This is a genomic window from Butyrivibrio sp. XPD2002 (assembly GCF_000423945.1).
In the GTDB taxonomy this organism is placed as follows: domain Bacteria; phylum Bacillota; class Clostridia; order Lachnospirales; family Lachnospiraceae; genus Butyrivibrio.
In genome coordinates this window covers 1-23,739 of the sequence record NZ_AUIY01000033.1, presented here as the reverse complement: position 1 = coordinate 23,739, position 23,739 = coordinate 1, and the positions used below count along the sequence as shown (strand labels likewise).

General features: G+C 39.5%; 28 protein-coding genes, 1 tRNA gene and 2 pseudogenes. 2 read left to right on the top strand and 29 right to left on the bottom strand.

Annotated features, from left to right (window positions below):
- Window positions 1–14 precede the first annotated feature (14 nt).
- The 9 genes and pseudogenes from G587_RS0114885 to G587_RS0114840 form a co-directional block, all read right to left on the bottom strand.
- Complete coding sequence (locus G587_RS0114885) at window positions 15–566, bottom strand: hypothetical protein (RefSeq protein WP_026492909.1); 552 nt, start codon at window positions 564–566, stop codon at window positions 15–17.
- 315 nt (window positions 567–881) lie between these two features.
- A complete protein-coding gene (locus tag G587_RS0114880; protein WP_026492908.1) occupies window positions 882–1,907 on the bottom strand; it encodes a virulence RhuM family protein in 1,026 nt (341 codons plus the stop codon).
- Between the two features lie 320 nt (window positions 1,908–2,227).
- Window positions 2,228–3,280, bottom strand: coding sequence for a helix-turn-helix domain-containing protein (locus tag G587_RS0114875; protein WP_026492907.1), 1,053 nt, complete (start codon window positions 3,278–3,280; stop codon window positions 2,228–2,230).
- Window positions 3,281–3,918: 638 nt separating this feature from the next.
- Window positions 3,919–4,299: pseudogene (locus G587_RS24650) on the bottom strand (SF0329 family protein); the annotation flags it as partial.
- A 67-nt stretch (window positions 4,300–4,366) separates the two neighbouring features.
- The gene (locus tag G587_RS22995; RefSeq protein ID WP_051201071.1) at window positions 4,367–4,681 is read right to left on the bottom strand and encodes an NUDIX domain-containing protein; all 315 of its coding nucleotides are present in this window, start codon (window positions 4,679–4,681) and stop codon (window positions 4,367–4,369) included.
- 38 nt (window positions 4,682–4,719) lie between these two features.
- The gene (locus G587_RS0114855) at window positions 4,720–5,493 is read right to left on the bottom strand and encodes a DUF6429 family protein (RefSeq protein WP_330364492.1); all 774 of its coding nucleotides are present in this window, start codon (window positions 5,491–5,493) and stop codon (window positions 4,720–4,722) included.
- Between the two features lie 93 nt (window positions 5,494–5,586).
- Window positions 5,587–7,260 (bottom strand): hypothetical protein, encoded by a 1,674-nt coding sequence (locus tag G587_RS0114850; RefSeq protein ID WP_026492904.1) that lies wholly within the window; start codon window positions 7,258–7,260, stop codon window positions 5,587–5,589.
- A gap of 19 nt (window positions 7,261–7,279) precedes the next feature.
- Complete coding sequence (locus tag G587_RS25915; protein WP_026492903.1) at window positions 7,280–7,537, bottom strand: hypothetical protein; 258 nt, start codon at window positions 7,535–7,537, stop codon at window positions 7,280–7,282.
- Between the two features lie 11 nt (window positions 7,538–7,548).
- Window positions 7,549–8,733: pseudogene (locus G587_RS0114840) on the bottom strand (helicase-related protein); the annotation flags it as partial.
- Here G587_RS0114840 and G587_RS0114835 point away from each other — a divergent pair.
- Window positions 8,701–8,964, top strand: a complete 264-nt coding sequence (locus tag G587_RS0114835; protein WP_026492901.1) for a hypothetical protein — start codon at window positions 8,701–8,703, stop codon at window positions 8,962–8,964. The pseudogene G587_RS0114840 and the gene G587_RS0114835 overlap by 33 nt on opposite strands.
- Here the strand turns inward: G587_RS0114835 and G587_RS22990 are convergent.
- The 17 genes from G587_RS22990 to G587_RS25550 form a co-directional block, all read right to left on the bottom strand.
- Window positions 8,927–10,663 carry a DEAD/DEAH box helicase family protein gene (locus G587_RS22990; protein ID WP_051201070.1) on the bottom strand — a complete coding sequence of 579 codons (1,737 nt, stop codon included), beginning with the start codon at window positions 10,661–10,663 and terminating at the stop codon, window positions 8,927–8,929. The two genes, G587_RS0114835 and G587_RS22990, sit on opposite strands and share 38 nt — an antisense overlap.
- A gap of 137 nt (window positions 10,664–10,800) precedes the next feature.
- Window positions 10,801–11,106, bottom strand: a complete 306-nt coding sequence (locus G587_RS22985) for a hypothetical protein (RefSeq protein WP_207637477.1) — start codon at window positions 11,104–11,106, stop codon at window positions 10,801–10,803.
- 148 nt (window positions 11,107–11,254) lie between these two features.
- Window positions 11,255–11,905 (bottom strand): RloB domain-containing protein, encoded by a 651-nt coding sequence (locus G587_RS0114820; protein WP_026492900.1) that lies wholly within the window; start codon window positions 11,903–11,905, stop codon window positions 11,255–11,257.
- Entirely contained in the window at window positions 11,898–13,073 is a 1,176-nt protein-coding gene (locus G587_RS0114815; protein ID WP_026492899.1) for an AAA family ATPase, read from the bottom strand. The genes G587_RS0114820 and G587_RS0114815 overlap by 8 nt, the downstream gene beginning before the upstream one ends.
- Before the next feature lie 209 nt (window positions 13,074–13,282).
- Complete coding sequence (locus tag G587_RS0114810) at window positions 13,283–13,627, bottom strand: hypothetical protein (protein ID WP_026492898.1); 345 nt, start codon at window positions 13,625–13,627, stop codon at window positions 13,283–13,285.
- A 376-nt stretch (window positions 13,628–14,003) separates the two neighbouring features.
- Complete coding sequence (locus tag G587_RS0114805) at window positions 14,004–14,273, bottom strand: hypothetical protein (protein WP_026492897.1); 270 nt, start codon at window positions 14,271–14,273, stop codon at window positions 14,004–14,006.
- Window positions 14,274–14,441: 168 nt separating this feature from the next.
- Window positions 14,442–14,514: transfer RNA gene (locus G587_RS0114800), tRNA-Ala, on the bottom strand.
- Window positions 14,515–14,663: 149 nt separating this feature from the next.
- Window positions 14,664–15,896, bottom strand: a complete 1,233-nt coding sequence (locus G587_RS0114795; RefSeq protein WP_026492896.1) for a site-specific integrase — start codon at window positions 15,894–15,896, stop codon at window positions 14,664–14,666.
- Window positions 15,897–15,977: 81 nt separating this feature from the next.
- Entirely contained in the window at window positions 15,978–16,229 is a 252-nt protein-coding gene (locus G587_RS0114790; protein WP_442855762.1) for an excisionase, read from the bottom strand.
- Window positions 16,230–16,295: 66 nt separating this feature from the next.
- Window positions 16,296–16,505 (bottom strand): excisionase, encoded by a 210-nt coding sequence (locus tag G587_RS25170; RefSeq protein ID WP_081679474.1) that lies wholly within the window; start codon window positions 16,503–16,505, stop codon window positions 16,296–16,298.
- Entirely contained in the window at window positions 16,417–16,875 is a 459-nt protein-coding gene (locus tag G587_RS22980; protein ID WP_242830094.1) for a type II toxin-antitoxin system PemK/MazF family toxin, read from the bottom strand. Before G587_RS22980 ends, G587_RS25170 begins: the two co-directional genes overlap by 89 nt.
- Before the next feature lie 620 nt (window positions 16,876–17,495).
- Window positions 17,496–17,912: a DUF1016 N-terminal domain-containing protein gene (locus G587_RS22975; protein WP_256379320.1), complete on the bottom strand. Its 417-nt coding sequence runs from the start codon at window positions 17,910–17,912 to the stop codon at window positions 17,496–17,498.
- Between the two features lie 82 nt (window positions 17,913–17,994).
- Complete coding sequence (locus G587_RS26295; RefSeq protein ID WP_242830093.1) at window positions 17,995–18,504, bottom strand: DUF4298 domain-containing protein; 510 nt, start codon at window positions 18,502–18,504, stop codon at window positions 17,995–17,997.
- A gap of 23 nt (window positions 18,505–18,527) precedes the next feature.
- Window positions 18,528–18,737, bottom strand: coding sequence for a hypothetical protein (locus G587_RS0114770; protein WP_029319550.1), 210 nt, complete (start codon window positions 18,735–18,737; stop codon window positions 18,528–18,530).
- Between the two features lie 44 nt (window positions 18,738–18,781).
- On the bottom strand, window positions 18,782–18,943 hold the full coding sequence (locus G587_RS25555; protein ID WP_155829571.1) for a hypothetical protein: 162 nt from the start codon (window positions 18,941–18,943) through the stop codon (window positions 18,782–18,784).
- Window positions 18,944–19,022: 79 nt separating this feature from the next.
- The gene (locus tag G587_RS26510) at window positions 19,023–19,151 is read right to left on the bottom strand and encodes a hypothetical protein (RefSeq protein WP_256379319.1); all 129 of its coding nucleotides are present in this window, start codon (window positions 19,149–19,151) and stop codon (window positions 19,023–19,025) included.
- Window positions 19,152–19,308: 157 nt separating this feature from the next.
- Window positions 19,309–19,470 (bottom strand): hypothetical protein, encoded by a 162-nt coding sequence (locus tag G587_RS25550; protein WP_155829569.1) that lies wholly within the window; start codon window positions 19,468–19,470, stop codon window positions 19,309–19,311.
- A 462-nt stretch (window positions 19,471–19,932) separates the two neighbouring features.
- Between G587_RS25550 and G587_RS0114750 the strand changes: the two genes are divergently transcribed.
- Window positions 19,933–20,787, top strand: coding sequence for a Cof-type HAD-IIB family hydrolase (locus tag G587_RS0114750; RefSeq protein ID WP_051201067.1), 855 nt, complete (start codon window positions 19,933–19,935; stop codon window positions 20,785–20,787).
- A gap of 246 nt (window positions 20,788–21,033) precedes the next feature.
- Here G587_RS0114750 and G587_RS22970 read toward each other — a convergent pair whose 3' ends face one another.
- From G587_RS22970 to gloA2, 3 genes are all read right to left on the bottom strand, one after another.
- Complete coding sequence (locus G587_RS22970; RefSeq protein WP_330364490.1) at window positions 21,034–21,435, bottom strand: Fic family protein; 402 nt, start codon at window positions 21,433–21,435, stop codon at window positions 21,034–21,036.
- 49 nt (window positions 21,436–21,484) lie between these two features.
- The gene (locus tag G587_RS0114735) at window positions 21,485–22,891 is read right to left on the bottom strand and encodes an MATE family efflux transporter (RefSeq protein ID WP_026492892.1); all 1,407 of its coding nucleotides are present in this window, start codon (window positions 22,889–22,891) and stop codon (window positions 21,485–21,487) included.
- A 293-nt stretch (window positions 22,892–23,184) separates the two neighbouring features.
- Window positions 23,185–23,562, bottom strand: a complete 378-nt coding sequence (gloA2, locus tag G587_RS0114730; protein WP_022767537.1) for an SMU1112c/YaeR family gloxylase I-like metalloprotein — start codon at window positions 23,560–23,562, stop codon at window positions 23,185–23,187.
- Between the last annotated feature and the right edge of the window lie 177 nt (window positions 23,563–23,739).

The following is a 23,739-nucleotide window of genomic DNA, read 5'->3' as shown; positions in this document are numbered from 1 at the left end:
CCTTTCGACTCCCCCTACCTTGTCAAAAATTCAAACACGCCCATGCTTATCGCCTCTGTGATAAGCGGAACCATGCCAAAGAAATATCCCGTCATGGGCTTAACCTCGTAATACTGCAGATAAAAATACAAGCTCAAAACTGCAGCCACTGCTACGATTATCAGGAACACAATGCCTCTATCTATAGACACCCTTTCCCACGCAATCGCTCTGTTAATCGAGGCCACTTCAAGCATTGACCAGCCTATTATCAAAAAGAGCTCCGACGTTACCTGCCTGTGTAAAATGATCCTTGAACCGTAAAGAAGCACTATATATGTAACAATTCCGGCAACTATTATCACAAGGCCTGATACCAGTCCTCTTTCAGGTGGTGTTTTGATAATTCCAAGCATGTTGAGAACCAGGCCTGTCAGTCCAAAGGCTGCAGTGATAAGCAGCAGAATCCCATCAATCCCTGACGTGTGACTATCGCCATGATTAGGATGGAATGCTACGCCCCACCATATCAGATAAAATACACAGCATATAATCAATAAACCCTGTCCTAACCTTATCTGGTCCATACAGATTTCCTCTTTATTCAACAATTTCCTTTCCATTACCAACTAACCATTTTCTCAATAGTTTCCTTTGCTTATTTAGAGATTTTATCTCTAAATAGCCATCTCAAACAGTTGAATTTATCATTTCACACTCCCATTTACCTCTCCAGATGATTAAAATCTGGCAACAGCCCTCATCTGTACCAACATGATCTGCCTGGTCTTCTCGTCCATAGCCTCAAACAGCTTAAGAAGCTCAACAGAATCGGCATCCAGCTCAGGTGCCTACCGTATTATCATCAGGTCATTCCTGCCTTATGTTACTTTATGCGATTGTTACTTAGTTGAATCTGCTATATTCTCAGTACTGTTAATCAACTTATCAAAGTCACTTTCATATGTCTTGTCCTGTATAAGTCTATATTTTTCAAACTCGCTCTCTGCAAATTCTTTTGCTATAGCCGCAGTTACTTTCCCTTTATTTTGCAGAACTTCAGCATCGTTAAAAACAAGAAATGCATCTAATTTCGATTTCCAATCTGCCATTGTCATCGGAACATGCCTCTTAGCCTGCCTCGTCGCATAATCAAGATACATTGTTACTATCTCATTTAGTTCTTGTATTTCATCTTTTAACAAATAGTTTTTTGCTATTGAAACATCCGTCTTTATGATTTTCCCATCCGGTGCGTTTTTCCATGAAGTTAATCCCATGTGTTCCTTTGTGTGATCAGCTCTGGATACGATAAGTTCTGCAGCTGTGTTTCCATGAACAGCATAATGCATTTTATTCTGCACCGTTGCATAGAATTCTCTTGTCACAGGAGCATCTTTATCATAATCTGCAGCAGTTGCATATATATCTGTTATTTTCTGGTAGAATCTTCTTTCACTGGCTCGTATTTCCTGAATTTCAGCTACTAACTGATCAAAATAATCTTCATCAAATATTTTTCCATTCACTAGTCTGCTTTTATCAAGAACATAACCCTGTTTAGTAAATGCATCTAATACCTTCGTTGCCCATTGTCTAAATTGTGTTGCCTTATCAGAATTTGTCCTATATCCTACAGCAATAATCGCTGCCAAAGAATAAAACTTATAATTGTAGTTTTTTCCATCATCAGCAGTTTGTGCATATTTTGCACAAACTGAATTTTCATCCAATTCCCCCGAAGAAAAAATTTTTTTGAGATGCCTCGAGACAACTGACCTATCAATATCAAAAAGCTGTGCTATCGCATTTTGAGTTAACCAGACATCTCCATCTTGCACTCTAACTTCTATTCCATCACTTTTAGAATCTTTGGTAAAAATCAAAAAATCAACAGTACTATTTCTTATCTGAACATTCTTTTTCATACGAAAACCCTCTTTTTATCTTTATAAAAGATTCTTATAAAAATCCACAGCCCTCTTTATCTCTTCCTCTGTCGGATTCCCCTTCTGCAAACCTCCCACCAACTTAAATAGGCCATAGGTGTCATATCCTCTTGAAATATAACGTCCAAGCCCGTTATAATGCTTAGCCTTGGTAACATCTACAATGGAATTAAATACATATTAAGTTGTTGTCCATCTGCCAGAAGCTTCTGGCCTTCATAATCTTGTTATTACACACTGGGCAGTTCACCCAGCGTTCTCCCTCCATGGATATCTTCAAAGTCTTTTCGATGATGACTTTATACAGCTATTTCATATTTTTCTTTCAGATTATTCAGCATGCTATACTTAATCATTCCTTCCAGCTGCATTCTCCCAACTACTATCCCAGGTGCAATTCCTTGTTCTTTTGCAAATTGGAGTACGCTTCTCTCTGAATAATCTCTACCTCTTCTGAAAGCCTCGAACTCCTCAGATGTTATCAGTGTCTCACCAGACCATTTGTCAGCAGCTTTTTCATCATCCTCAGATGTACCGTTAGGCTGTCCTACATGGCCGAGAGCAATGTGGGCAAGTTCGTGGAACAAACTAAACCAAAACTTATCCGCGTCCTTTCCTCTTGCAGTAAGTCCAACAACAATTTTATTTCCATCCATAAAGGAAGCTCCCTGAAGAAAAGATCCTTTAAGGTGCGGCAAAAATACTAAAGCTATTCCACAATCTGCAAGGCATTTCTTTATCTGAGGGCAGAATTCCTTTGGCTTAAGCACGGTCATTTTCCGTAACTCTGGCATAGCGGATATTAAGCCTTTAATGTTGATCGGTGCGGTTTGGATATCTCGTGCCTTAATCTTTGCTTCCTGAGCCCAGGCCATCAACGCCAAATCGCTTTTTTCTGTGATTGCCAGACGTCTACATGCAATTCTTGTAATCTGCTCGTTTCCAAGAAGAGAAAGCTCAACAACTTCAAAGTATTTCCTAAGATTGACAACTTTCTCCTTAGCTTCTCTGGTCTCCGGAACCCATCCGAATTTTGCCATCTCGCTATAGGGAAATTGTTTTGCCATCTCGGCATCAGCATCCATTGCGTTTTCTGCTTCTGCCTTAATAATCTTCTCTCTGTAGATTGCCTCAAGGTTATTCCAGAACTTAGTCGGAACACCTAAAACCATCTCTAATCTAACAGCGGTCTCCGGTGTAAGCTGTACGTCACCGTTTATGAGCTTGCTAATATGCTTCTCAGACATATCCATCCTGACCGCAAACTCCTTCTGACTCATACCTCTGTCATTCAACTGCTCTTTAATTGTCGCCCCAGGTGGCGTTGCAATATAACTGCGACTTCTCACCATAGTGCTACCTCCTTGACTTGTCATCTTGATCATTAATGATAATCGACTATTTCCAAAATATTCGCTATTTGGATTTCGTCGCCATTCTTTTCGAATACCAATCTGTACGGATGAACCAAATCCACCGCGTATTGTCCTTTCCGATTCTGCGTAAGAGGATGACATCGTCCAATATGGAACTGAATCATCATTTCAACAGTGTCTGCCGCGCCAATTTCATCTATACGCTGATGTATTTTATCGGCCATTTCTCGACCGTAGGTTCTCTCTGCAGCTTCGGCATCCGTACAAACCTTTTTGATTTTATTGTTTTTTTACGTGATATCCAAACCATCACCTCTCATTCGGATTTACCTTTGAGGTAAATATATGATAGCACGGATATCCCATTTCCTCAAGATGTCAATTTACCTCGGAGGTAAATTCTTTCTCACCAGATTTTCACTTTTCATTTCGCGATTTTGCACGCGTGACCCCCGCGCCGTTCCCTGGGAGTCTTACCTGTAGAGATTTCTCCCGCCCCTACCAGCGATGGTTCCCCAAATAGTCCCCTCTCTTCGCGTGTATAGTTGAGTGACACGACTTGCACAGCACGATCAGATTACTACGATGTTTGTGATCGTTTTGCCAGTGCCCATTTACATCAGAACTCTTCTGTCAAAAATCGCCAGCATCCTTATAACCGGATCCTCATCGGCAAGGCTATCCTTTATATCCTGATTAAGATACTTTTTTATGGAATAGGGAACTAAACATGAATCAACGATACCATCTTCTGCTGCTCTGATCCTACCCTCTTCTTCTGCAGCGAGATTTACTTCCTGATTGATTATTTCCCCATCATCAGTCCACTCCCGGTGAGGAATGTTCTGTTCCCTTTTAACTTCAGCTCCATACCTGAATATCGCCATTTCATTATATGGATTTGCCTGGAAAACTTCCTTCCCATCTATTCTTACAGCAAATCTTCCATACTCATCCGGTGCTCCATGGTAATTTGTCCTGAAATACTGAACTCTGCTTTTAAGTTCTCACATAAAAGATCCTGCTCAAGTTTTTTCCTTATACTGCTCCAAGACTGTGGCATCACTCGTCTCCTTCTTCTCTGTCAAATATATAGTCCTTTGCATCCAGCTCCTCGAACAGTTCTCTCTGCGCTGATTCCAGCGGATCATCACCTGCCTGGATGTGCCCAGCTGAAGAAGTGTCATACATTGAAGGAAACGATTCCTTATTGGCGCTTCTCTTCTGTAGCAACACCTCATATGAACCACCAGCCTTACGGACTATCCATGTATGGGCAGTCCTATGCGAAATTCCCTTATCGTGTGCCTCAGATCTTGTGACCGTTCTGCCCACAGGAAATCCATTATCATCTGTTACATCAAAAATCTCTTCCAAAATATCCTACCCCTCTCATATTCATTTTGCGAAAAACCTTAATTTAGAAAAATATCCATCTCATGCCATTTTTCTCCACCCCATGTAGATGCAGCTTCTCCGCGATCCAAAAATCCGAATTTTGTATACATCTTCACTTTATTGGGGAGACAAGTAAGGACAAGTCTTTTTCTATCACGATTCTGTTCCCTGCGACAGTAATTATATACAAGCTCTCTTCCAAGCACCTGCTTCCGGTACTCTGGCAGGACATCAAGCCCAAGAATCATTATATTCTTGCCGTCTGCATTATGGAGCTCTGCATCCGTAAAGAATTCATCACGAAAATCATACTCGTCTGTAGCAATACCATTAAGAAATCCCGCCATCTTTCCGGTTTCTTTATCGATTGCCACATAGAAAAAGTCTGCAGCCACTGAAATTCTTTCCTTTATACGCTCCGGAGTGCATGCTTCATTAGGTGGGAAACAGATCTGCTCGATCTCAGCAGCTTCATCTGCTTCTTCCGGCTTTATTGTGCGGAACTCGAACCTCTCATACAGCTTTTGATCCTCCGCATCCAGTTCCTTAAGTATCTCCCTCGCTCTCTGACGGCCTTTTTCTGTCAAATATGCATGCTTATATGCGCCGCCCCTGCTACGCTTAGGATCAAATATATAATCACTCTGGTCTAACCGCTTAATAGAATCAAAGTCGTATCCTTTCCATGCCATCTCATTGAAATGGCTTCCCTCCCTGTCATTAAAGCGTGTCAGATACATTAACGCCAGGGTCAGTTCATCTATTGTTTCCTGTCTTGTCTTTTTGCCCACTGGAATCTCCTTAAACTTACTACGTTATCAATTCCGTAGTTTTCTTTTTTATTTTTAGTATTGAAACAGTGAGGACTGTTAACTCCTCCTCATTTAAGAACACAGATCTCCATAAATCTGATTCACTACATTATCAACATTATTGCTTCCAAGGTATCCGAACGGTATCTTCCTCTCCCTGACGGCAGCTATGAATTTCTTATAGCTGATATGGTTGATATAATCCGTATAAAAATAGACCATATCCTTATTCTCCAGCATCTTGCCATCAACTGTTTTATAAGCATCTGGAGCTATGAACATCCAATTAGGAAAAATCGCCTTCAGCTTATTCTGCCAGTTCACATGGCCTCCGATGATAACAACATTCTTCTCTGCTATAGCTGATTTCATATCAGGAATTACATCTTCAGATACAGGCTCATCATGCTCTGACTTGTAGGCATATTCACGCAAAGCTATAAGCTCCGCACGGTCCTCTTCATACTTATTGATAAGATCTTCAGACTCCTTGGATGATTTCTTTGCAGCTCTGTACTGCTCCCGGAGATACTTATTCTCCTGTTCCTGCTCATGAAGTTTGCTCCTGAGCTCCGCTATTTCTTTAATATATTCATCTTCGCTGACATTGCCTTTTTTCACAGGAGCCACATGAATGATCTGCTTTTTGACTTCCTTTTTTTGCGCATTCCTTACGACAACATTCTCCGGTTTGAACAAGGAATCCTCTACATCCATCGGATCAACCTGATCACCTGTAAGATATCCGATCTCATATTCCACACATTCAGCTATATCCGTCAGCGCAGCCACGATGTCATAAACATTAGTGAAACGCTGTACCTGCTCAAATGTGTACTCCTTGTTTGGATGCTGCGTCTTAAGTACTGCCAATGTCCGTGCCATCTGCACTCTTATGCCCATATAATTTTCCATGCAGTTCTCAACATAATCATCTGCATATCCCTGATTCCTCAGGCATGCCCCGGCAAAATCACGCATCTCCAAATACTGCTTATTCAGCCTTTCAAATGGCAGTCCCTTTCTCTCGGGTGCATCAAGCCACTCATCTACCTGATGTGCACATTCCAGGAAAAGTGTATGATCAAACTCAAGGTATTCGCAGACTTCCTCGTCATCCCTTATCCAGGCATCCCTTCGTTTTAAAAGCAGCTTATATAATACAGAGCAGTTTTGATGAAACTCGATATTCATGAAAGGGCACATGCCCATGATCCTGCCGATTACGGTAAAATCGCATCCACCAAATTCATCCTCCGCAAGACCAAATATCTCCTCCGTCCTGATGGTCCGGAACCTCTTGAGGCTTTTGTATTCATCCTTGTGATATGTTTTGTAGAGATACTTCAAAAGTTCTACACAGTATTCATCACCAAGCTTTGCCCCATTGTAAATGAGCATCATCATCTTGTTATGCATGCACTCAAGTGGGCTCCTCAGTCTGAATGAAACATCACCATACCATCCGACTTCATTGAACTCCTTCAGTCTTCCCCTGCATTTATCAAGGAAATCCTGTTCAATGATGGCAAAATCCATACCCATGTCCTCGGTGATGAAGTCAGTAAGGAAGAAATGATCCACACCCGTGGTATCCGGTGCCACCTCATTCCCCTGTTCCTTACTTATCATGTCTTCGATCATGATTCCTGCTATTTCCCTTCTTCTGGCAATAGCGTCCTCATCATCGTTATAATCCTCATTAAAAATATCCGCATCAAACGGATCATCAAATGGAAACATCATATATCTTCAGCTCCTTTTTTCATAGTATTGATGATACCATAAAAAACCCGGAGCAATCACTGCTCCGGGTGGATAAATCCATATTCTTGTTTATGAAAATCAGAGTGTGAATGTTGCTCCAAAAGCAACTGTCATCTTTCTCATTATGTGCGACTATATCTTTTAGCTCATCAATACTGCACCCATTCTTTAGATATGGAATATATGTTTTTATTATTTTTGCTCTGCCAATCCCATTTATATTTTGAAGAAATAGTAATTCCCTGATATTTTTCATAATATCCTTGTTTATTCTCCGTTATACCTTCTCCTATAATAATCCATCGCCCTATACTCTATAACATCTCCAAAATGCTTAACGAAGCACTCATCAGCAATAACTGTTTCCAGCTCATCTCTAAGTGCCAGTGCATATCCATCCTTCTGCACAAAGAATCCCTTCCCAGATTCCTGTAGAAAATGAACAGGCATCTGAAGTATTTTCCTTATATGATCCTTGTCTGAAATGCTCTTATATCCCTCATATGTGATATTTGTTTCGAGATCTTTCCAGTTCGTTCCGGTATTAAAGAACCGTTTCCATGCCTCAAGTAGTTCCTGCTCGGTCACACCCATCCTAACATTTCCATGATTATAAAAGGCCATAAGTACTGGCATCTTATAGACCTTGGACATGTTTGTATTCTCAATGAGATTTATGAATTCACGTCCGATTCCATCATGCAGAGACTCTTCTTCATCAGTTAATTCTCCAAGTACCTTCAGATAATCCATATATTTCTTGAAAGGATTCTCCTTAGAATTCTTGATTGCCATCTGATATACATCGTCATCCATATAAGTAAACAGGTCCATTCTTGAAGGCCTGCTGCCTATGTATTCCTTAACACGATAAAATTCTGCTCGAATTAAATCCTTGATCTTCATATGCTTCTTATCTAGCTCTGCGAACAGATCAATAAGTCTCATATCAAAATCAATCAGGCAATCATCCGGAAAATCCGATGTATCAGCTGGATCATATGTCCTGCCTTCTCCAACGGTTCTGCCCGTAAGGAAATATCTCACGCGACCTGCCTTCTCATAGTTACCTATAAAATCCAAAACATTAAGATATTCCTTCCCTTTGGATTTTCTAAGACCACGCCCCAGCTGCTGTAAAAAAACTATAGGTGATTCAGTGGGTCTTAGGAACATGACCATATCAACTGAAGGAACATCCACGCCTTCGTTAAACATATCAACCGAGAAGATAACTCTTATTTCTCCATTTTTGAGCTTATCAATAGCAATATTCCTATCCTCAGAATACTTACCATGCGCATCACTATAAACTGCAACCGAAAGAATCCCCCTCTTTGAAAACTGCTTTGCCATTTCCTCAGCATGTTCTCTTGAGCAGCAGAATCCCAAAGCTCGAGCTGAGCCATACTTCATATAATGCTTATATATCAATTCCGGTCTGTTCTTGTTGATGAAAAGGAAGGTGCAATCGGCTTAAAAGATATTCGTAAGGATGCAGAATTTGAGCTGTACATTGAGGATCTATTACGATATGGTCTTGAGAAGTACGATATAGATTTCTATGAAGAGGATTCTGACGAAGTATTCCATTTATGGATGCAATATCGTAAGGAACAGGTTCAACTGTTACTTCTTAATAATCCTACTCTTCAAGGCCAATGCTTGAGTAATCATCTTTAACAAGCTCTGCAATCAGATCCTTTTCAAGTACAAAATTTTCAGCCAGACTCCCCAGTGCAAAGGCAATTTGAACACTTCTCTTATAATCATTACCAATAAAATCTAACACAGTGACATACTGCTTGCCTTCATATTTACGCAGTCCACGTCCTAACTGCTGAATAAATATTGTTTGCGAATCAGTTGGTCTAAGGAATATGACCATATTTACCCCGGGGATATCTACACCTTCATTTAAGATATCTACTGTAAACAGAATCTCATACTCGCCCTGATCATTCTGAAGTTCATTATAGGTACGTATTCTCTCACCTACAGTATTTCGCCCTGTCAGATATGCAGTCTTATAGTAAGAGTTCAATGCTTGGGACATTCGTATAGCATGTGAAATGTCTCGGCAGAAAGCCAGCGCCTTAAGCTTCTGCCCTGGCATTCTGTGCTCTTCTATCATTTTGCATATAAACTCACAATGTGCATCATCTGAGAATTGTTCTACAAACTTATGGCCCTTGGTCTCTTTTATTCCATATTCTATAAGTTCATCGCGGATTCCATAATACTTAAATGGCACAATAAGATCATGGATGATGGCATCTCGTAATCTCAGCTCATAAGGAACATTCTGGTCAAATATACCAAAGATGTCTTCACCATCCATTCTCTCAGGAGTAGCTGTAATTCCAAGAAGGAATTCCGGTTCAAAATAATTCAGGATTTTCTGATAAGTTTCAGCAGAGGCATGATGACACTCATCAATAATAATGTAGTCCCATTCATGTTTATCAAATAACTCCAGGGAATTAGCCATGCTCACATTTGTAGAAAACACAAAGTCCCTATATTGTTCTTTATTGTCTACATTATAAATTCCATATGACCTTTCATTGCCAAACACTTTTTGGAATGTTTCAAAAGACTTCATAAGAATTGATCCCTCGTGAACAATATACAGAAGTCTTTTGGGGCCAAAATTCATAGCATCAAAAGCGGACAGATATGTTTTTCCTGAACCAGCAGAAGCCACAATCAAAGCCTTTGTAGCCCCCATTGCTCTCATTCTGTTTAGCTCTTTCAAAGCACGTCTTTGCATATAATTGGGCTTAACATCTGCATTTGCCACATTATAGTCCATATCCCATCTTTCGATAGAATAATATAGATGCGATTTATACTCATCTATCAACTGCGTATCTATGGAAGGTGTCCTCTCCCATAGGTACTCAAATTCCTTCTGAGCATCATCGTAGGAATGATTACTTTCATTATCAATAACAGCAACATCCCACTCAACGTTCTTGAGAAGCGCATAAACTGTTATATTAGACGATCCAACTAAAATTTCTCTGTGATCATGAAACTCAAACAAATATCCCTTTGAATGGAAGCCTACTACAGATCCATTACTATCATGGAAACATTCTCTATCTAAGTGGCAACTGAATCTATCCGGATACCTTTGTGTCATATCATAGAAGAATAATAATGAATCCACATCCGTAAAATTCTGGTAAGTAGAAGTAATGATCCTACCTTTAGCGCCACGCTCCAAAGCAGCTACAATATTGCCAGAAATCAAACGAAGCCCAGGCTTTTTTATAAAGCTAACAGAAAAACAAAATGACTGGCATAAATCCAGATTTTCTTTTAGCTTATCTATAAACTTTATATCAGTGAAATTAGAATAAAAGCTGCTCTTCATATTATGATCACCTTTATAGGATTATTTTCAATTGTTTCACCTTTACTAATAATACCATTTTACTTGTGTTATTTTTAGATCTTGACAATCAAAAAAGCCCACGCAGGATTATTCCCCGCACAGGCTATTAATGCTACTTATTTCACGTGATCATTTATATCCTGTATCAGGGTCAGATTTCCTGTCGCCTCCATGCAGGTCGGATCACTCTTCCCTGAGGTCTGGACCCTGATACCAAGATCTCCTCTTGCCTCTCTCCGGTTAAAACCCTTCTCTTCCTTAATGTCATCGAAGAGCCTTCCTTCAAACATATCCGCCAGCTCAAGAAAGTTATCATAGTGCTCAAATATGATGTCGATCCTCTTGCCGTTGTCAGATTCCGCATAAATAAGTAGAAAATCATTTTCAGCTGCCATCTTTCCCTTTGAAACGATGAAAACCAAAAGCAATATGTTGTTAGTCTTAAGACTCTTTAATCATAAAACAGCCAAAGCGCAGGCCGTTAGCGAATTGTTGTGAACTCAGTTCATTATTTGTGAATTTAGTCAAAAGAAAAAGCAGCCGAAGCCGCTTTTTTCTTTCATTATTCATTTACCAATCAATAACATCAAAAAAATCTTCAATGTTACTGTTACGCTTATTCAGGGCATCCTGCTCGTAATCCGTCTGCCTGATTATAATATCAAAAGTCTTTTTCTTGATCTCATACTTGTTTGAAACCAGCTTGTCCTGCTTTCTGATGGCATCCAGAAGATTTCGAAATGACTTGCTGCCCGAGTTAAGGAACTCATAAACATCCTCATTGCTCTTAAATGCAGCTATATCCTTAAATTTCCATGCATTGACAATGAAGCTTTTGGTATCCTGCCCCTTATATTCGATATCATGCAGGCATGCAACATATTCAAAATCCGGATTATCTGCAATAAGAAAATGCGGTGTATTTCCTTTATCATTCTGCAATTTGCAATATTCCAATAGTTTTAGGAAGTTCTCCTGTTCTGCCGGGATTGTCTTGATCCTGTCTGCATCAACAATGATAAACTTTGCCAGGTAATTGGTCTGGGCTTCCTTCTTGATCTGCTTAAGAAAACTGGAATACCCGCCACCATGCATATTGATTGGTTTTAGCACAAGCTCAACACCCTGATTCTTGCGCATCTTATTGATATAGTTATACTCGGTATCGCCCTCGCAGAAAATGGCATACCTTTTCTTAAGTACCCTCTCTTTCCTACTCAAAGGCTGTACCTCCCAAAATGCCCTTCATGTAAAACTCATAGACCTTGGCCGTCTCGTATCTTACCTCAGGGAAATCTGCAAGCGAATACAACTCAGAAGTAAGGCTATCCTTACTCTTTGTTACGAAATAAATCTGTTCTTTCATATAGGTCTTAAGATTCAAATGAAGCACGTTGTGTGTAGAGAAGATGAACTGTCCCTTATGTTCCTCACCGTTAACAAACGCTACAACTCTGTCTGACAAAATAGGATTGAGAACTCTGTCCATCTCATCCGCAAATACAACCCTGTTCTCGTATACCACTCTGAATATTTGCACAGCCCAAGCAAAGAACTCCCTTACACCGGTTGAATCCTGCTGAAGTTCCCTACGGATTTCATTCCCATCTGCATCTTTTCTTATTATCAACGACTTACCATAAGGCCTGTCATTATCCACTTCTATACTGCAGATACTGTAATCAACCATACGGAATATATCCACAAAGCGAGGATCTCTCATAATTTTGATATCATCATCCCTGCCTGCAGGATTTCCCTCCTGGTCTTCCGGAACTGCACCCGGCAGAAGAATATTCTTGAACCAACCTGTAGTCTCTATAGCATCCGCATTACCAAGGAGTGCAAGCTTGCTTATAAAAAGGCCATAGCTGTTGTTACTGTTCTTTAATGCAGTTCCAAGCTCAGAAGCCTTTCCTTCCTTTTTTTCATATTTTCCGGACTTATCCCTTATAACAGAAAAGAGACATGAGAAGGTTCCTTTCCTCTTACTCTGCTTATAAAGTCCTTCACTTGTTATTCCATAAGAGTCTATTCCCAAACAATACTTGTAGATATGCTTCTTTTCTGAAATGAAGCATATCTCAAATCTCTGTTCAGGATCTTTTTCCGTAAGAAAACTGGATGCATTAACATATGCACCAACAGACTGTACCTGGGAATTGAAGTCTACAAGAGATTTCAAAAACTTAAGACTCCCAATAAAATTGGATTTACCACCTGCATTCTCACCGACAATAACTGCAGTCTTTAGAAGGTCGTAATCCACATCTGTAGAAGTATAGTTGTCAGGATATCTCGTCTTAACCTTGCTATTAGATGCCTCCATACTAAATTCGCTCTCAACATTGAACGAGCAGAAGTTATTGAATTTAAAGCTAATAAGCATCTGGCAACCTCCTTTTGAACTGTTTCGTAGCTATATTATAACACAAAATCTTTCATCTAAACCAGATTTTTGGTTTAGGCGAAAGATTTTTGAGCTCTTTTAGATGAAAAAGTTATAAAAACACCCCAAAATAATACTCAGGTGCAAAAAAGCGAATCTCTGCGTTATATATACAGATGTATGTGTTGGTTAACTCTCCAACACCTTATTCATATCCTGCAGCACCCTGAGCTGATTAAGCGCAACACTCCTGAGCATCGGATTATGGAAGCTATAAAATATATCAAGTACCTCGTCATATCTGGAATGCCGGATGAAGCTGGGTGTGTACGTTGTCCACAGTAGCTGCAGAGTATCAAGAAGAACTGCTCCAATGATCCTTTCTCATAAACAAATTTATTTCCGTTTATTTCAACAGTTTCCATATTTTCATTGTTATCCTCAATTGACGCATCAAGAACATCTATTAAAGCATCCGCCATCTTTTGCATCCAAACCATTCCAAACATGTCATGAGGCAAAATAAAAAGAGCCACTCTTGAAATTTCTTTCAAGAATGACTCATCAGTTCATCTCTTTATACAAGAGTCACTCTTAAAAGATGTTTTGTAAATCTAAGAATGTCTCTTATATAACTATATTTATTTTATGCTTTTTCCTTGTTACCCCCGAAGAAAATGGATTTTGCTGCAGCAATTTTGCTGTCAAATCTTTTCCATATCCCTCTCGAACCGCATGGATACTGGGCTTTACTTATCGAGTGACTTAAGCGTCGGGAAGAGCTCCTAGGATTTTTCAACATTTGTCATACCCCGTCAAAGCCTGTCAGCACCTGCCTTTTCCCACCCTACACCTAGCACCTTATATCTTAGTTTGGCACTCGTTTACACCCAGCGGGTGTATTATGGGTGTATAGGTGGGTGTAAATTATTAGTCCGCAACTCGCGGACGCATAATCCTAGGAAAACACCTGAACCTGTCAACACATCCCTTGGTACTCATAACGATTTCCCCAACAACGTCCAGCTCATTTTCATCCATATCCTCAATAAGCAAAAGCGCTGCCCTGTATACAGCTCTATATTCCTGCAAAGTTCTAATAATTCCTCTTTCCTTCATTACCAACACATAATACAGATTGATCCATGTTGGTATTCCATTTTTCCTAGTCATGACACCTCCAAATAATATAAGCGCCATGCATCTGATCTCCTGATCAAATTCACGACGCTATGTATCATAACTCCGGTTCTATCATCATCCATCTAATTTCAGGCACTATCATCTGACAAAATCCGTATAAGCTGTAAAAGCCCTCCGTCAAAGTATGACTTTTCCATATTCTGTTACCCCCTCAATTAGCTTTGATGGAACATACGGGACTTGAACCCGTGGCCTTCGCACTGCCAGTGCGACGCGCTCCCAGCTGCGCTAATGTCCCAAGTAGTTACTATATTAATATACACTCCTAACCTGGGAAAGGGAAGGCGATGAATCATATCAAAACGACTCACCGCCTTTTATATGGAAAAGAGGAATGAAAATAGCGCCATGTGCCCGATCCCATGATCAGACTCACGACGCTATGTATTATTCGTTATCTTTCTTATTCATGAATTCCTCAAAATTCAGCATCTCCTTCTTTTTAAAATCCTTTGTTGCATCAGTATATATATCAAGCGTAGTTGATATATCCGTATGTCCCAGGAGCTCCTGAATTACTTTTATATTTACACCGGCTTCGCACAATCTCGTTGCAAATGTATGTCTGAGATTATGGCAGCTGAAGTTAGGAAGAAGTATCACCTTTTCATTTCCCTTTCTGTTATCAAGCACCTTTTGATTACAGTCTCTAATGATTCTCTTAAGTGCCTTATTAAGAGTACTCTGGTTCTGAACATTTCCATTTTGATTAACAAAAATGAAATTGGTATATCCATCAATACTCACCTTACAGTGAATCCCGGTATATTCCTGATATTCCTTTTCCTGTTCCAGGGCCTCTTTTACTGACTTCATCATCGGGATTGTTCTCTCTCCCTTTTTCGTCTTTGGCGTATTGATTCCAAAGTAGCATCCATTATCAGAATGCTGGTAGTAAACTAGGGTGTGATTCACATCAATCAATCCTTCTTCCTCATCAACATCTTCGAAACGAAGGCCAGTTAGCTCTCCTACCCTTAAACCCGTCCCAAGCATAAAAGCGAATACCGGATACCAGTGATTATACATAGGTGTCACCCTAAGATATTCAAGGAAAAGATCCTGCTGTTCAACCGTAAGGGCCATTCTCTTTTCGGAGCCAAGATTTCTTGACTGCTTCAATTCTTTTATGGCCTTATCACCAATGTTGTTTCTGATATATCCGTCTTCAACGGCAACATCCAAAACCTGATGGAGTACGGTATGTATACTATCGATGGTTGCAACCTTCAGACCTCTCTCATCCAGCATCTTATTATAATATCTTCTTATATCAGATTTTTTCAGGGTAACAATTCTGTTCTTTCCTATGTCATCCCTCACAAATCGCTCCCATGTATACATATAGTTCTGAAAAGTATTATCCTTAAGTCCCTTTTTCATGATCTTCCAAAGATCGAAGACTTCATTCAATGTAACATTTTTTGCATCTGTTCGAATTCCATCGTACTTGTCCCTCTGGATGTTATCTTCCTTTTCACGGAGCTTATCAAGTGTCGGTGCATATATGGTCTCCCTCTTGCCAATACTGCTTCTCCAGCGATACATATATGTACCATCTTTTCTCTGGGTTTCATTTTCTTTTAAAACCCTACCATTAGAATCTTTTCTTCGTTCCATTCATTTCCTCCTTCCAAAAAAACTAGGTTGATATGCCTTGAAATTAGCACACCAACCTGTTTCACACCATGATGTCGATTTTTATATAGAAAAAGACCTTCCTATATATTCATCAAATTGTTTTCTTTTAATAAGCCGCTTACGGCCAACAAACAAAACAAACTTACACTCTTCTGCATCCGTCAATTCCCGCAGTTTATTCTCTCCGATGTTATAGAGAGCCGCTGCTTCTTCGATTGTAAGTGTTGGTCTTTCGCTGACCCTTATCTCATTGATCTTCACAAATTTCGTATTATTGCTTTGAGCTTCCATACTGCTGATTTCATTTTCCATATGCGAACTCCTTCAAGTTTTTTCTTGAAGAATATCATCGTAACTGAAATCTATCCATGATGCCGATTATATAGAGAATGCCTTTGCAATATAATCATCGAACTGCTTTCTCTTAATAAGTCTTTTTCGACCCACATACAAAACATAGGGGCATGAGTCCTGCTCAGTAAGATCCCTGAGTTTATGTTCACCTATATTGTAGAGAGCTGCCGCTTCTTCTACAGTCAACGTCGGTCTTTCGCATAGTCTTATTTCGTACTTTTCTACTCTTTCCATCCTTTTTCCCTCTTTTCTTGTTATCAATATTAAGTTGCACCAAAATCGAATTATCGATATATCTTCTCATGAACTTTTCATCGAGTATCCCCATATATTCGATCAACCTAGTTTTATCAATTGTCATGATCTGCTCAGCAATCGTTGCTGATTTTTCTTTAAGGCCACCCACACCATCAAGAATCACATGTGTAGGAAGCCCACTGCTTTTGTGTATCTTTGTCGTTATTGGTAATACTGTAACTGTCGGGGAATACTTATTCCCCCTGTTGTTCTGTACAATGAGAACAGGCCTTATACCTTTCTGTTCAGAACCAACTCCCTCGCCAAGATCTGCAAGATAGATTTCGCCACGCTGGATTTCATTCATACCCATCACCACCTTCTTCTATCTTTTTTTATGTAAAGAGGGATTCCTTCCATATTGTTATATAGAAGGAACACCCTCGTAATATTCCAGCGAAATTAACGTATCTACTTGTCCTCGACACCCCGATACAATGAATCTTCAGATTCCGGGAAATCATCAGGCGGCTGCAGCACAGCTCCATAGGTTCTCTCCTCCCCGCGGGTCTCGCCGGGCCGCTCCCATTACGTTTAGTTGTGGCTGAGCGGAAGTCTCATTATCCCTGTACCTATCTTCGCCATACCGGTGCTACCGGCATTCCAGAGGGGCTATCTCGCTCAAGGCGTACCCTTGCGGCTCCACAGTACAGGACTGTACCTGATGAATGATTATTCAGTTTTCAAAGTCCGACGAAGGGATTTATTTGCCCCTTCACCTATACCCACAGAGAGAAAGAATTTTACAACCTACAAAATGAATATTTTTTTATTTTTATTTCAAATCCCTATTTTTCGTTTTAGATACTAATAAAAACAGCAGGCCACCAACTTGATGATCTGCTGCTTCATGTTTAATCGTTTCTCACATTATATTCTGTTTTGTGTAATCACTTTTTTACAATTTGTCGGACAATCTCAATACCATTACGGTTTAGTGGCAATCATGATATCTATGCAATGTTTATGATTCATCGTCTCTTTTACAAAGAAAAGAGCTTTATCAGTATTACCAATAATAAGCTTATTATGTCCCCACGGAATACTGAAAATTAGCGATTCGGAATTTACCCCAGCTTGAGGTAAATTGGATACCTCTTCAGAATCTACCCCAAGTTGGGGTAAATTCTCGGCATTAGGATATAGCTCGTAGAACCACCTCATATAATGAAGGTTCGTAACAGAAAAAGACTTAATATCTGGAAGCTCAGATTGAAGGTCGCTACTAATTCTCTTATAAAAAACCGAACCATATTTATTACTTACATCTTTTTCAAATATATCTTTTCCAAGGCTCCAGTAAAATCTTAGCATTTCTACATTAACCTTATTGGCTGCTTTTATCTTGCTCCTTCGGGAATTTCATTATATTTTTCTATGGTCATTGTCAACACTCTTTCATATTCATTCTTTCAGACATTTACGGCTAATCTTCAAAAAACGGTTTCAGCATTTCCATGACTTCCTTGTTCCGTTCAAGCATGTTGTAAATGCCATCCTCTGACAGCACTCCTCTTTTAAGATCATCAGGGAACAGTCCCTGCTCATCGGACTCAAGGTCTTTTCTCCACTGCTTGCTGCCATAGTAGTCCGATAGCTTTTGGATGTCATCCTGCATATGCTGCAGATCAAAGATACTGGCCTCAAGGGTATTCAAAGTATGATTGGCCTTCTGCAAGATATCTTCCATCTTATACAGAGTTGGAGGAACGTTATCTCTCTTAAGCCGTTTTGAGAAATGATTTTTCTTGTGATCATATCTCTGCGCAGCATTCTCCGGAAAAAGAAGAATTCCTCTGCTCTTTAAAAGTTCAAAAACTCGTGCATGAGCCTCTTCATCAGAATAGCCTTCTTTCATCTGCTCCTTGTAGATTACATACATCAGATTGGTGCATCTTGCTTTGGAGTTCTTCTTCAGATCTTCGAAGTGTTTCATTTTTGGTGGTGTTTTCTTTTTGCTCATTCTGCTCCATTCACTACTTGTTCTCTGATTTTTATAACATCAGTCTCAGAAAGATCTTTTAAATAAATGCAGTATTCATCAGGATATCCACCGACAAATTTCATGTGTTCCATGGAAATTTGAGAAGGTTTGGTAATCCAGAGTACCGGCTCTCCATAATAATCTTCAACATATCTTAATTTTTCACCATTATATGTAATGATCATGTGAAAATCTCCTATTAATATAGATCATCCCTCCAAAAGGTCACTTAAATCCATAGTCTTAATCCCATTCTCAGACAGTAGTTCCGCAAAAACTCCTTTTCCTTCAATGAGTTGTCCTCATCATGCATATCAAAAACAGACCCCTGAATCATATCCACGGATGTTGTAATGACCTTATACATTGTGACGAGCATAAGTCTTTCCATAACGTCTCTCTTTCTGAAAAATATCAGTTGTATGTATAATTGACTGACAAACTAATGTCAATACAATTTTTCTCTGATTTCAACGCTCATCCGTCAAAAAATGCTTAACCACATTTACAGGATGCAGCAATTCTGTTCTGAAAAACTCCGGATAAAACTTAACCTGATCATCAGGTGCAATCCACTTAAGAAATAGTGTCCTCATCATCGTTATAATCATCATTAAAAATATCCGCATCAAACGGATCATCAAATGGAAACATCATATATCTTCAGCTCCTTTTTCATAGTATTGATGATACCATAAAAAACCCGGAGCAATCACTGCTCCGGGCGGATAAATAATCTTAAATTGTTTATGGAAATCAAAGTGTGAATGTAGCTCCGAATGCTACTGTCATCTTCTCTTTATTGTAGAATGCTGAAAGCTTCTCAAGGCAATTATCATACATTTTATGGAATGCTTCGTTTCTCTGTTCTCTCTTAACTTCTGCTTTTCTTGTATCCTGAACATCGTTAAATCTCATAGTATTTACCCCTTTCTTGGTTGTGTGGTATATGTTAGCCGTTTGGCTGCCCGTTTTCTTTTTCTGAGCTTATGATATTACTTTCCGTGTTTTTAAAACACAATATTCATCGTTTTTTCTATCTATTCATTGTGTGCCCTCTCTGTAATTATGTTATACATCACTCAGCAATATCCCCATATCAATTTCATTGAATTTTTATAATTATTATCATGTATTTTTTGATTGGCTCATTGTTACTAAGGATGACTAAAAAAAGAATAAGGGAGTATTTATCAAGATTTCAGGATTTAATGGAATCTGAATAGACAGTTGATGTACCAATTATGACAGAAATGGACTTTCATAAGACAGTTATGGAATTAAAGTAGTCAGTCTGAAATTAAATACCGCACCTTGGCAATTCCTCAAAATCATGTATAATTTGCAAGGATGAACAAAAGATTGCAAAAGGACGTAATTATGCCTATTTCAAATAAAGCTAACAACAAAGAAGGCTTCTTACCCTATAGCCTGATCGCAATGGATATGGATGGCACCCTTCTTACATCGGATAAAAAGATTCTCCCTGAGACGCTTGATGATCTTTCATTGGTAGCTGATAAAGGAGTACATCTCTCCTACGCAACCGGCAGAGCGCTTGTTGAAATGAAGGAGTACTTTGAGATAACTCCCATGATCCGCTATGCCATCTGCTACAGTGGCGCAATAATATATGACTGCATTGCCAAGAAGGTCATTTACAGAAAAGAAGTACCTTCTTCCTGCTTTGAAAGAATAATTGAAGTCGCAGATAAATACGACGGAATGCTCACTTTCCTCACAGAAAATGAATCCATTGTATCTTCAGCTGATATCAACCACATGGACGATTTCCATATGGGAGTTTACCAGCCAATGTACCTTAAAGTAACCAGGCAGGTTGATGACATGGCTGCTGAAAGTCGAAAGCACGATTCCATCACCAAGATAAACATATACTTCAGAAATCAGGAAGACCGTCACCGTGGTTATGAGGAATTAATAAACCTCCCCCTTACATTTGCACTTGCAGAAGAAACAAGCCTTGAAATGAATGCTGAGGGAGTATCAAAAGGTACCGCCCTTAAGACTCTGTCTTCTCTCCTGGATATCTCCATAGAAGAAACAATGGCTATCGGAGATGCCGACAATGACCGCGATATGTTAAGCACCGCAGGAATTTCTGTCGTCATGATGAATGCACGCAGTGATATAAAGAAGCTTGCAAACTATATTACAAAGGACAGCGATCATAACGGTGTTGGCTTTGCTATCAGAGACTATTTTGATCTTTAATTGGAGATAACAATGGAAATAAACAAGAATACCCTAACTGAGTTCCGTAGAGACTTTAAAGAAGCTGTCGCAAGCCTAAACTTCTTTGCTGCTTCAAGCCCACAAACGGTAACTTGATTCAATTACATGATACCACCCGTTGTTAGTTTCTGCTAACCATATTCATAATTGAAGGCCCATATCATTGATACAGGCCTAATCATTATTGTCATTATTATCTTCAAATTTTCCGTTCCATATACTATCTCAATCATGCTCAATTTCTAGTAAATCAAGAAGCTTTACAAATGTATCCTGTCCATCAAGACAAGTATCTATGAGCCATCCTTTTTCATTTCTCCATTCCTTGAGACCTCTGTAGTAATAATTCTTCTTGGAATCCTCAATGATGAATGGCACAATATTGTGTCTGAGGCATTCCTTTAATGCTACAAGCCTTCCTACCCTTCCGTTTCCGTCCTGGAATGGATGAATATATTCAAACTCAGCATGAAGTGCTATTATATCTTCTACTGTTACAATCTTTTTTAAATTATACTCTTTAAGAAGTGCCTCCATATGCTTATGCACTTCAGATGGTTTCGAAGTCTCTCTGCCCCATACGACATTTGCACGTTTTTTATAATCTCCAACCGCAAACCATGACAAAGTTGAATCCTTTGTATCATGCTTTATTATGTATTATTGACTATGCAAATCAAGCCACTTGTGCTTCCTTAGCGTCATCTTCATCGCTGTTGATTTTGGAGTCAAGCTCTTTTACAACATTTATAGACATCAGAACAACAGCTACTGTAGTTACTATGTCCGCTACAGGAGCTGATAAAAGAGCTCCTTCAACGCCAAAGAACATAGGAAGAACAATGGCAAGTGGAACACTTAATACAAAGTCCCTGAGTAATGATAGTCCCATAGACATTACTGGCTTTCCAAGAGACTGAAGGAAAACACTGGCAGACTTCTGGATACATGTCAGAATAATCATTGAAAGGAAAATCCTGAATGAAAGAACCGCAAATTCATTATAAAGACCATCCTCACTTCCAAATATTGATGTGATCTGAAGAGGGAACAGTTCAAATAATACCATTGAAACAAGGCCAACAATTGCTTCTGCCTTGATAATTGTTGTAAACAGTTCTTTTACCCTTCTGTATTCTCCTGCGCCATAGTTATATCCCACGATAGGCTGTGATCCTGCCGCAATTCCAATACATACTGATATTACAATCTGGAATACCTTCATAACAATTCCCACTACAGTGAGAGGGATATCCGCGCCGTACTTGCTCATTGCGCCATATTTTACAAGGACATTGTTCATTACACCCATGATAACTACGATAGAGAGCTGAGTTAAAAAGCTGCTTATTCCAAGCGGAACAAAACTGCCTATCACGTGCATATCAGGAACCATATTCTTCCATGTGAGTTTAAATGTCTTGGCTCTGAAAAGAATATAAGCAATTCCGCAGATTGCTGTAACAATCTGACCAGCTATGGTCGCGATAGCTGCTCCCTTCATGCCCATATGAAGTCCAAAGATAGCTATTGGGTCGAGGATTACATTAATAATACAGCCTACAAGTGTAGTAATCATGGCAAACTTTGGACTTCCATCAGCTCTTATGATGGAGTTCAGGCCGTTCCCCACGACAAAGAATGGGATTCCAAGAATGATGTAGTCAAAGTACTCATTTGCATACGGAAGATTGTTCTCAGTAGCTCCAAATGCCATAAGGATCTGTGACTTAAACACAGCAAAAAGAACTGCCATGATAAATCCTAATGCCACAAGAAGCAGTACAACATTGCCCATGCTCTTATTTCCAGATTTCACATCTTTTTTTCCCTGACAAAGACTAAGATATGCAGCAGCACCATCCCCAAGCATCAACGCAATCGCAAGCGATATAATCGTGATTGGGAAAACAACATTTGTTGCACCATTTCCAAGATATCCCACACCTCTTCCGATGAAAATCTGGTCCACTATGTTATAAAGTGACGATACCAGCAGCGACATGATGCATGGAATTGAAAACTTTAGAAGAAGCTTCCCAATCCTCTCTTCTGCCAAGTATTTGTTTGTGTTTTGATTCATTTTTGCCTCCTTAAATCCGTAAAAAAAGAACACGGTAAGCGAGTCTTCACTTACACGTGTTCGGTTACAACCCAGTATTCATAAATCGCCTGCCCACCGGGCGGCATTCAATTACTCGATTATGATACAGATTTTTTTGAGCTCTCGTAATAGTCAGATTTGACAAAAAAATAGCTTTTTTGAAAATTTCATGCGCCGATAAGTAATAATATAGGAAAACTTCCAAGGCAGATTTAATTCCGGTTGAACTTGCTAACACTTCAGCCAGACCAATCTCATTTGTCACAAGTAGTTTACTCATGTATTTCCAAAGGAAGCCCGTCCGGGTCACGGAAAAACGTCATTTTTTCACCCGTGAAAGCATCCCGTCGTATCGGCTCACAAGGGATACCCATAGACTCCAATTCTGCGACGGTCTCATCTACACTATCTACACGGAAAGCAAGATGACGCAATCCGTAAGCTTCGGGAGAAGGACGGAGTGGATGATCCTTCATAATAAAAAGTTCAATTTCGCTGTCATCGAGCTTAAGGTCAATCTTCCAATCATCCCGTTCCGGTCTATAGTTCTCTCGCAGAATTCGAAAGCCAAGCTTATTATGGTAAAAGTTCAGAGCAGTGTCTTTGTCGGAACAAATCACCGCAATATGATGAATGCGATTTAATTTCATGAGGCGCCTCCTGTTTTAACTAGAAAAACCGATTTGTAGTTTTTTGGATTATCCTGAAATATTATTCAGGCTTATCAATGCTGCCGGTGTTACCATTAAAGCTTCCAAAAGTAGAAACTCTGAATGGTGCAAGTTTCATGCCCAAAACAATTCCTGCAAGGACCAGACATACCCCCG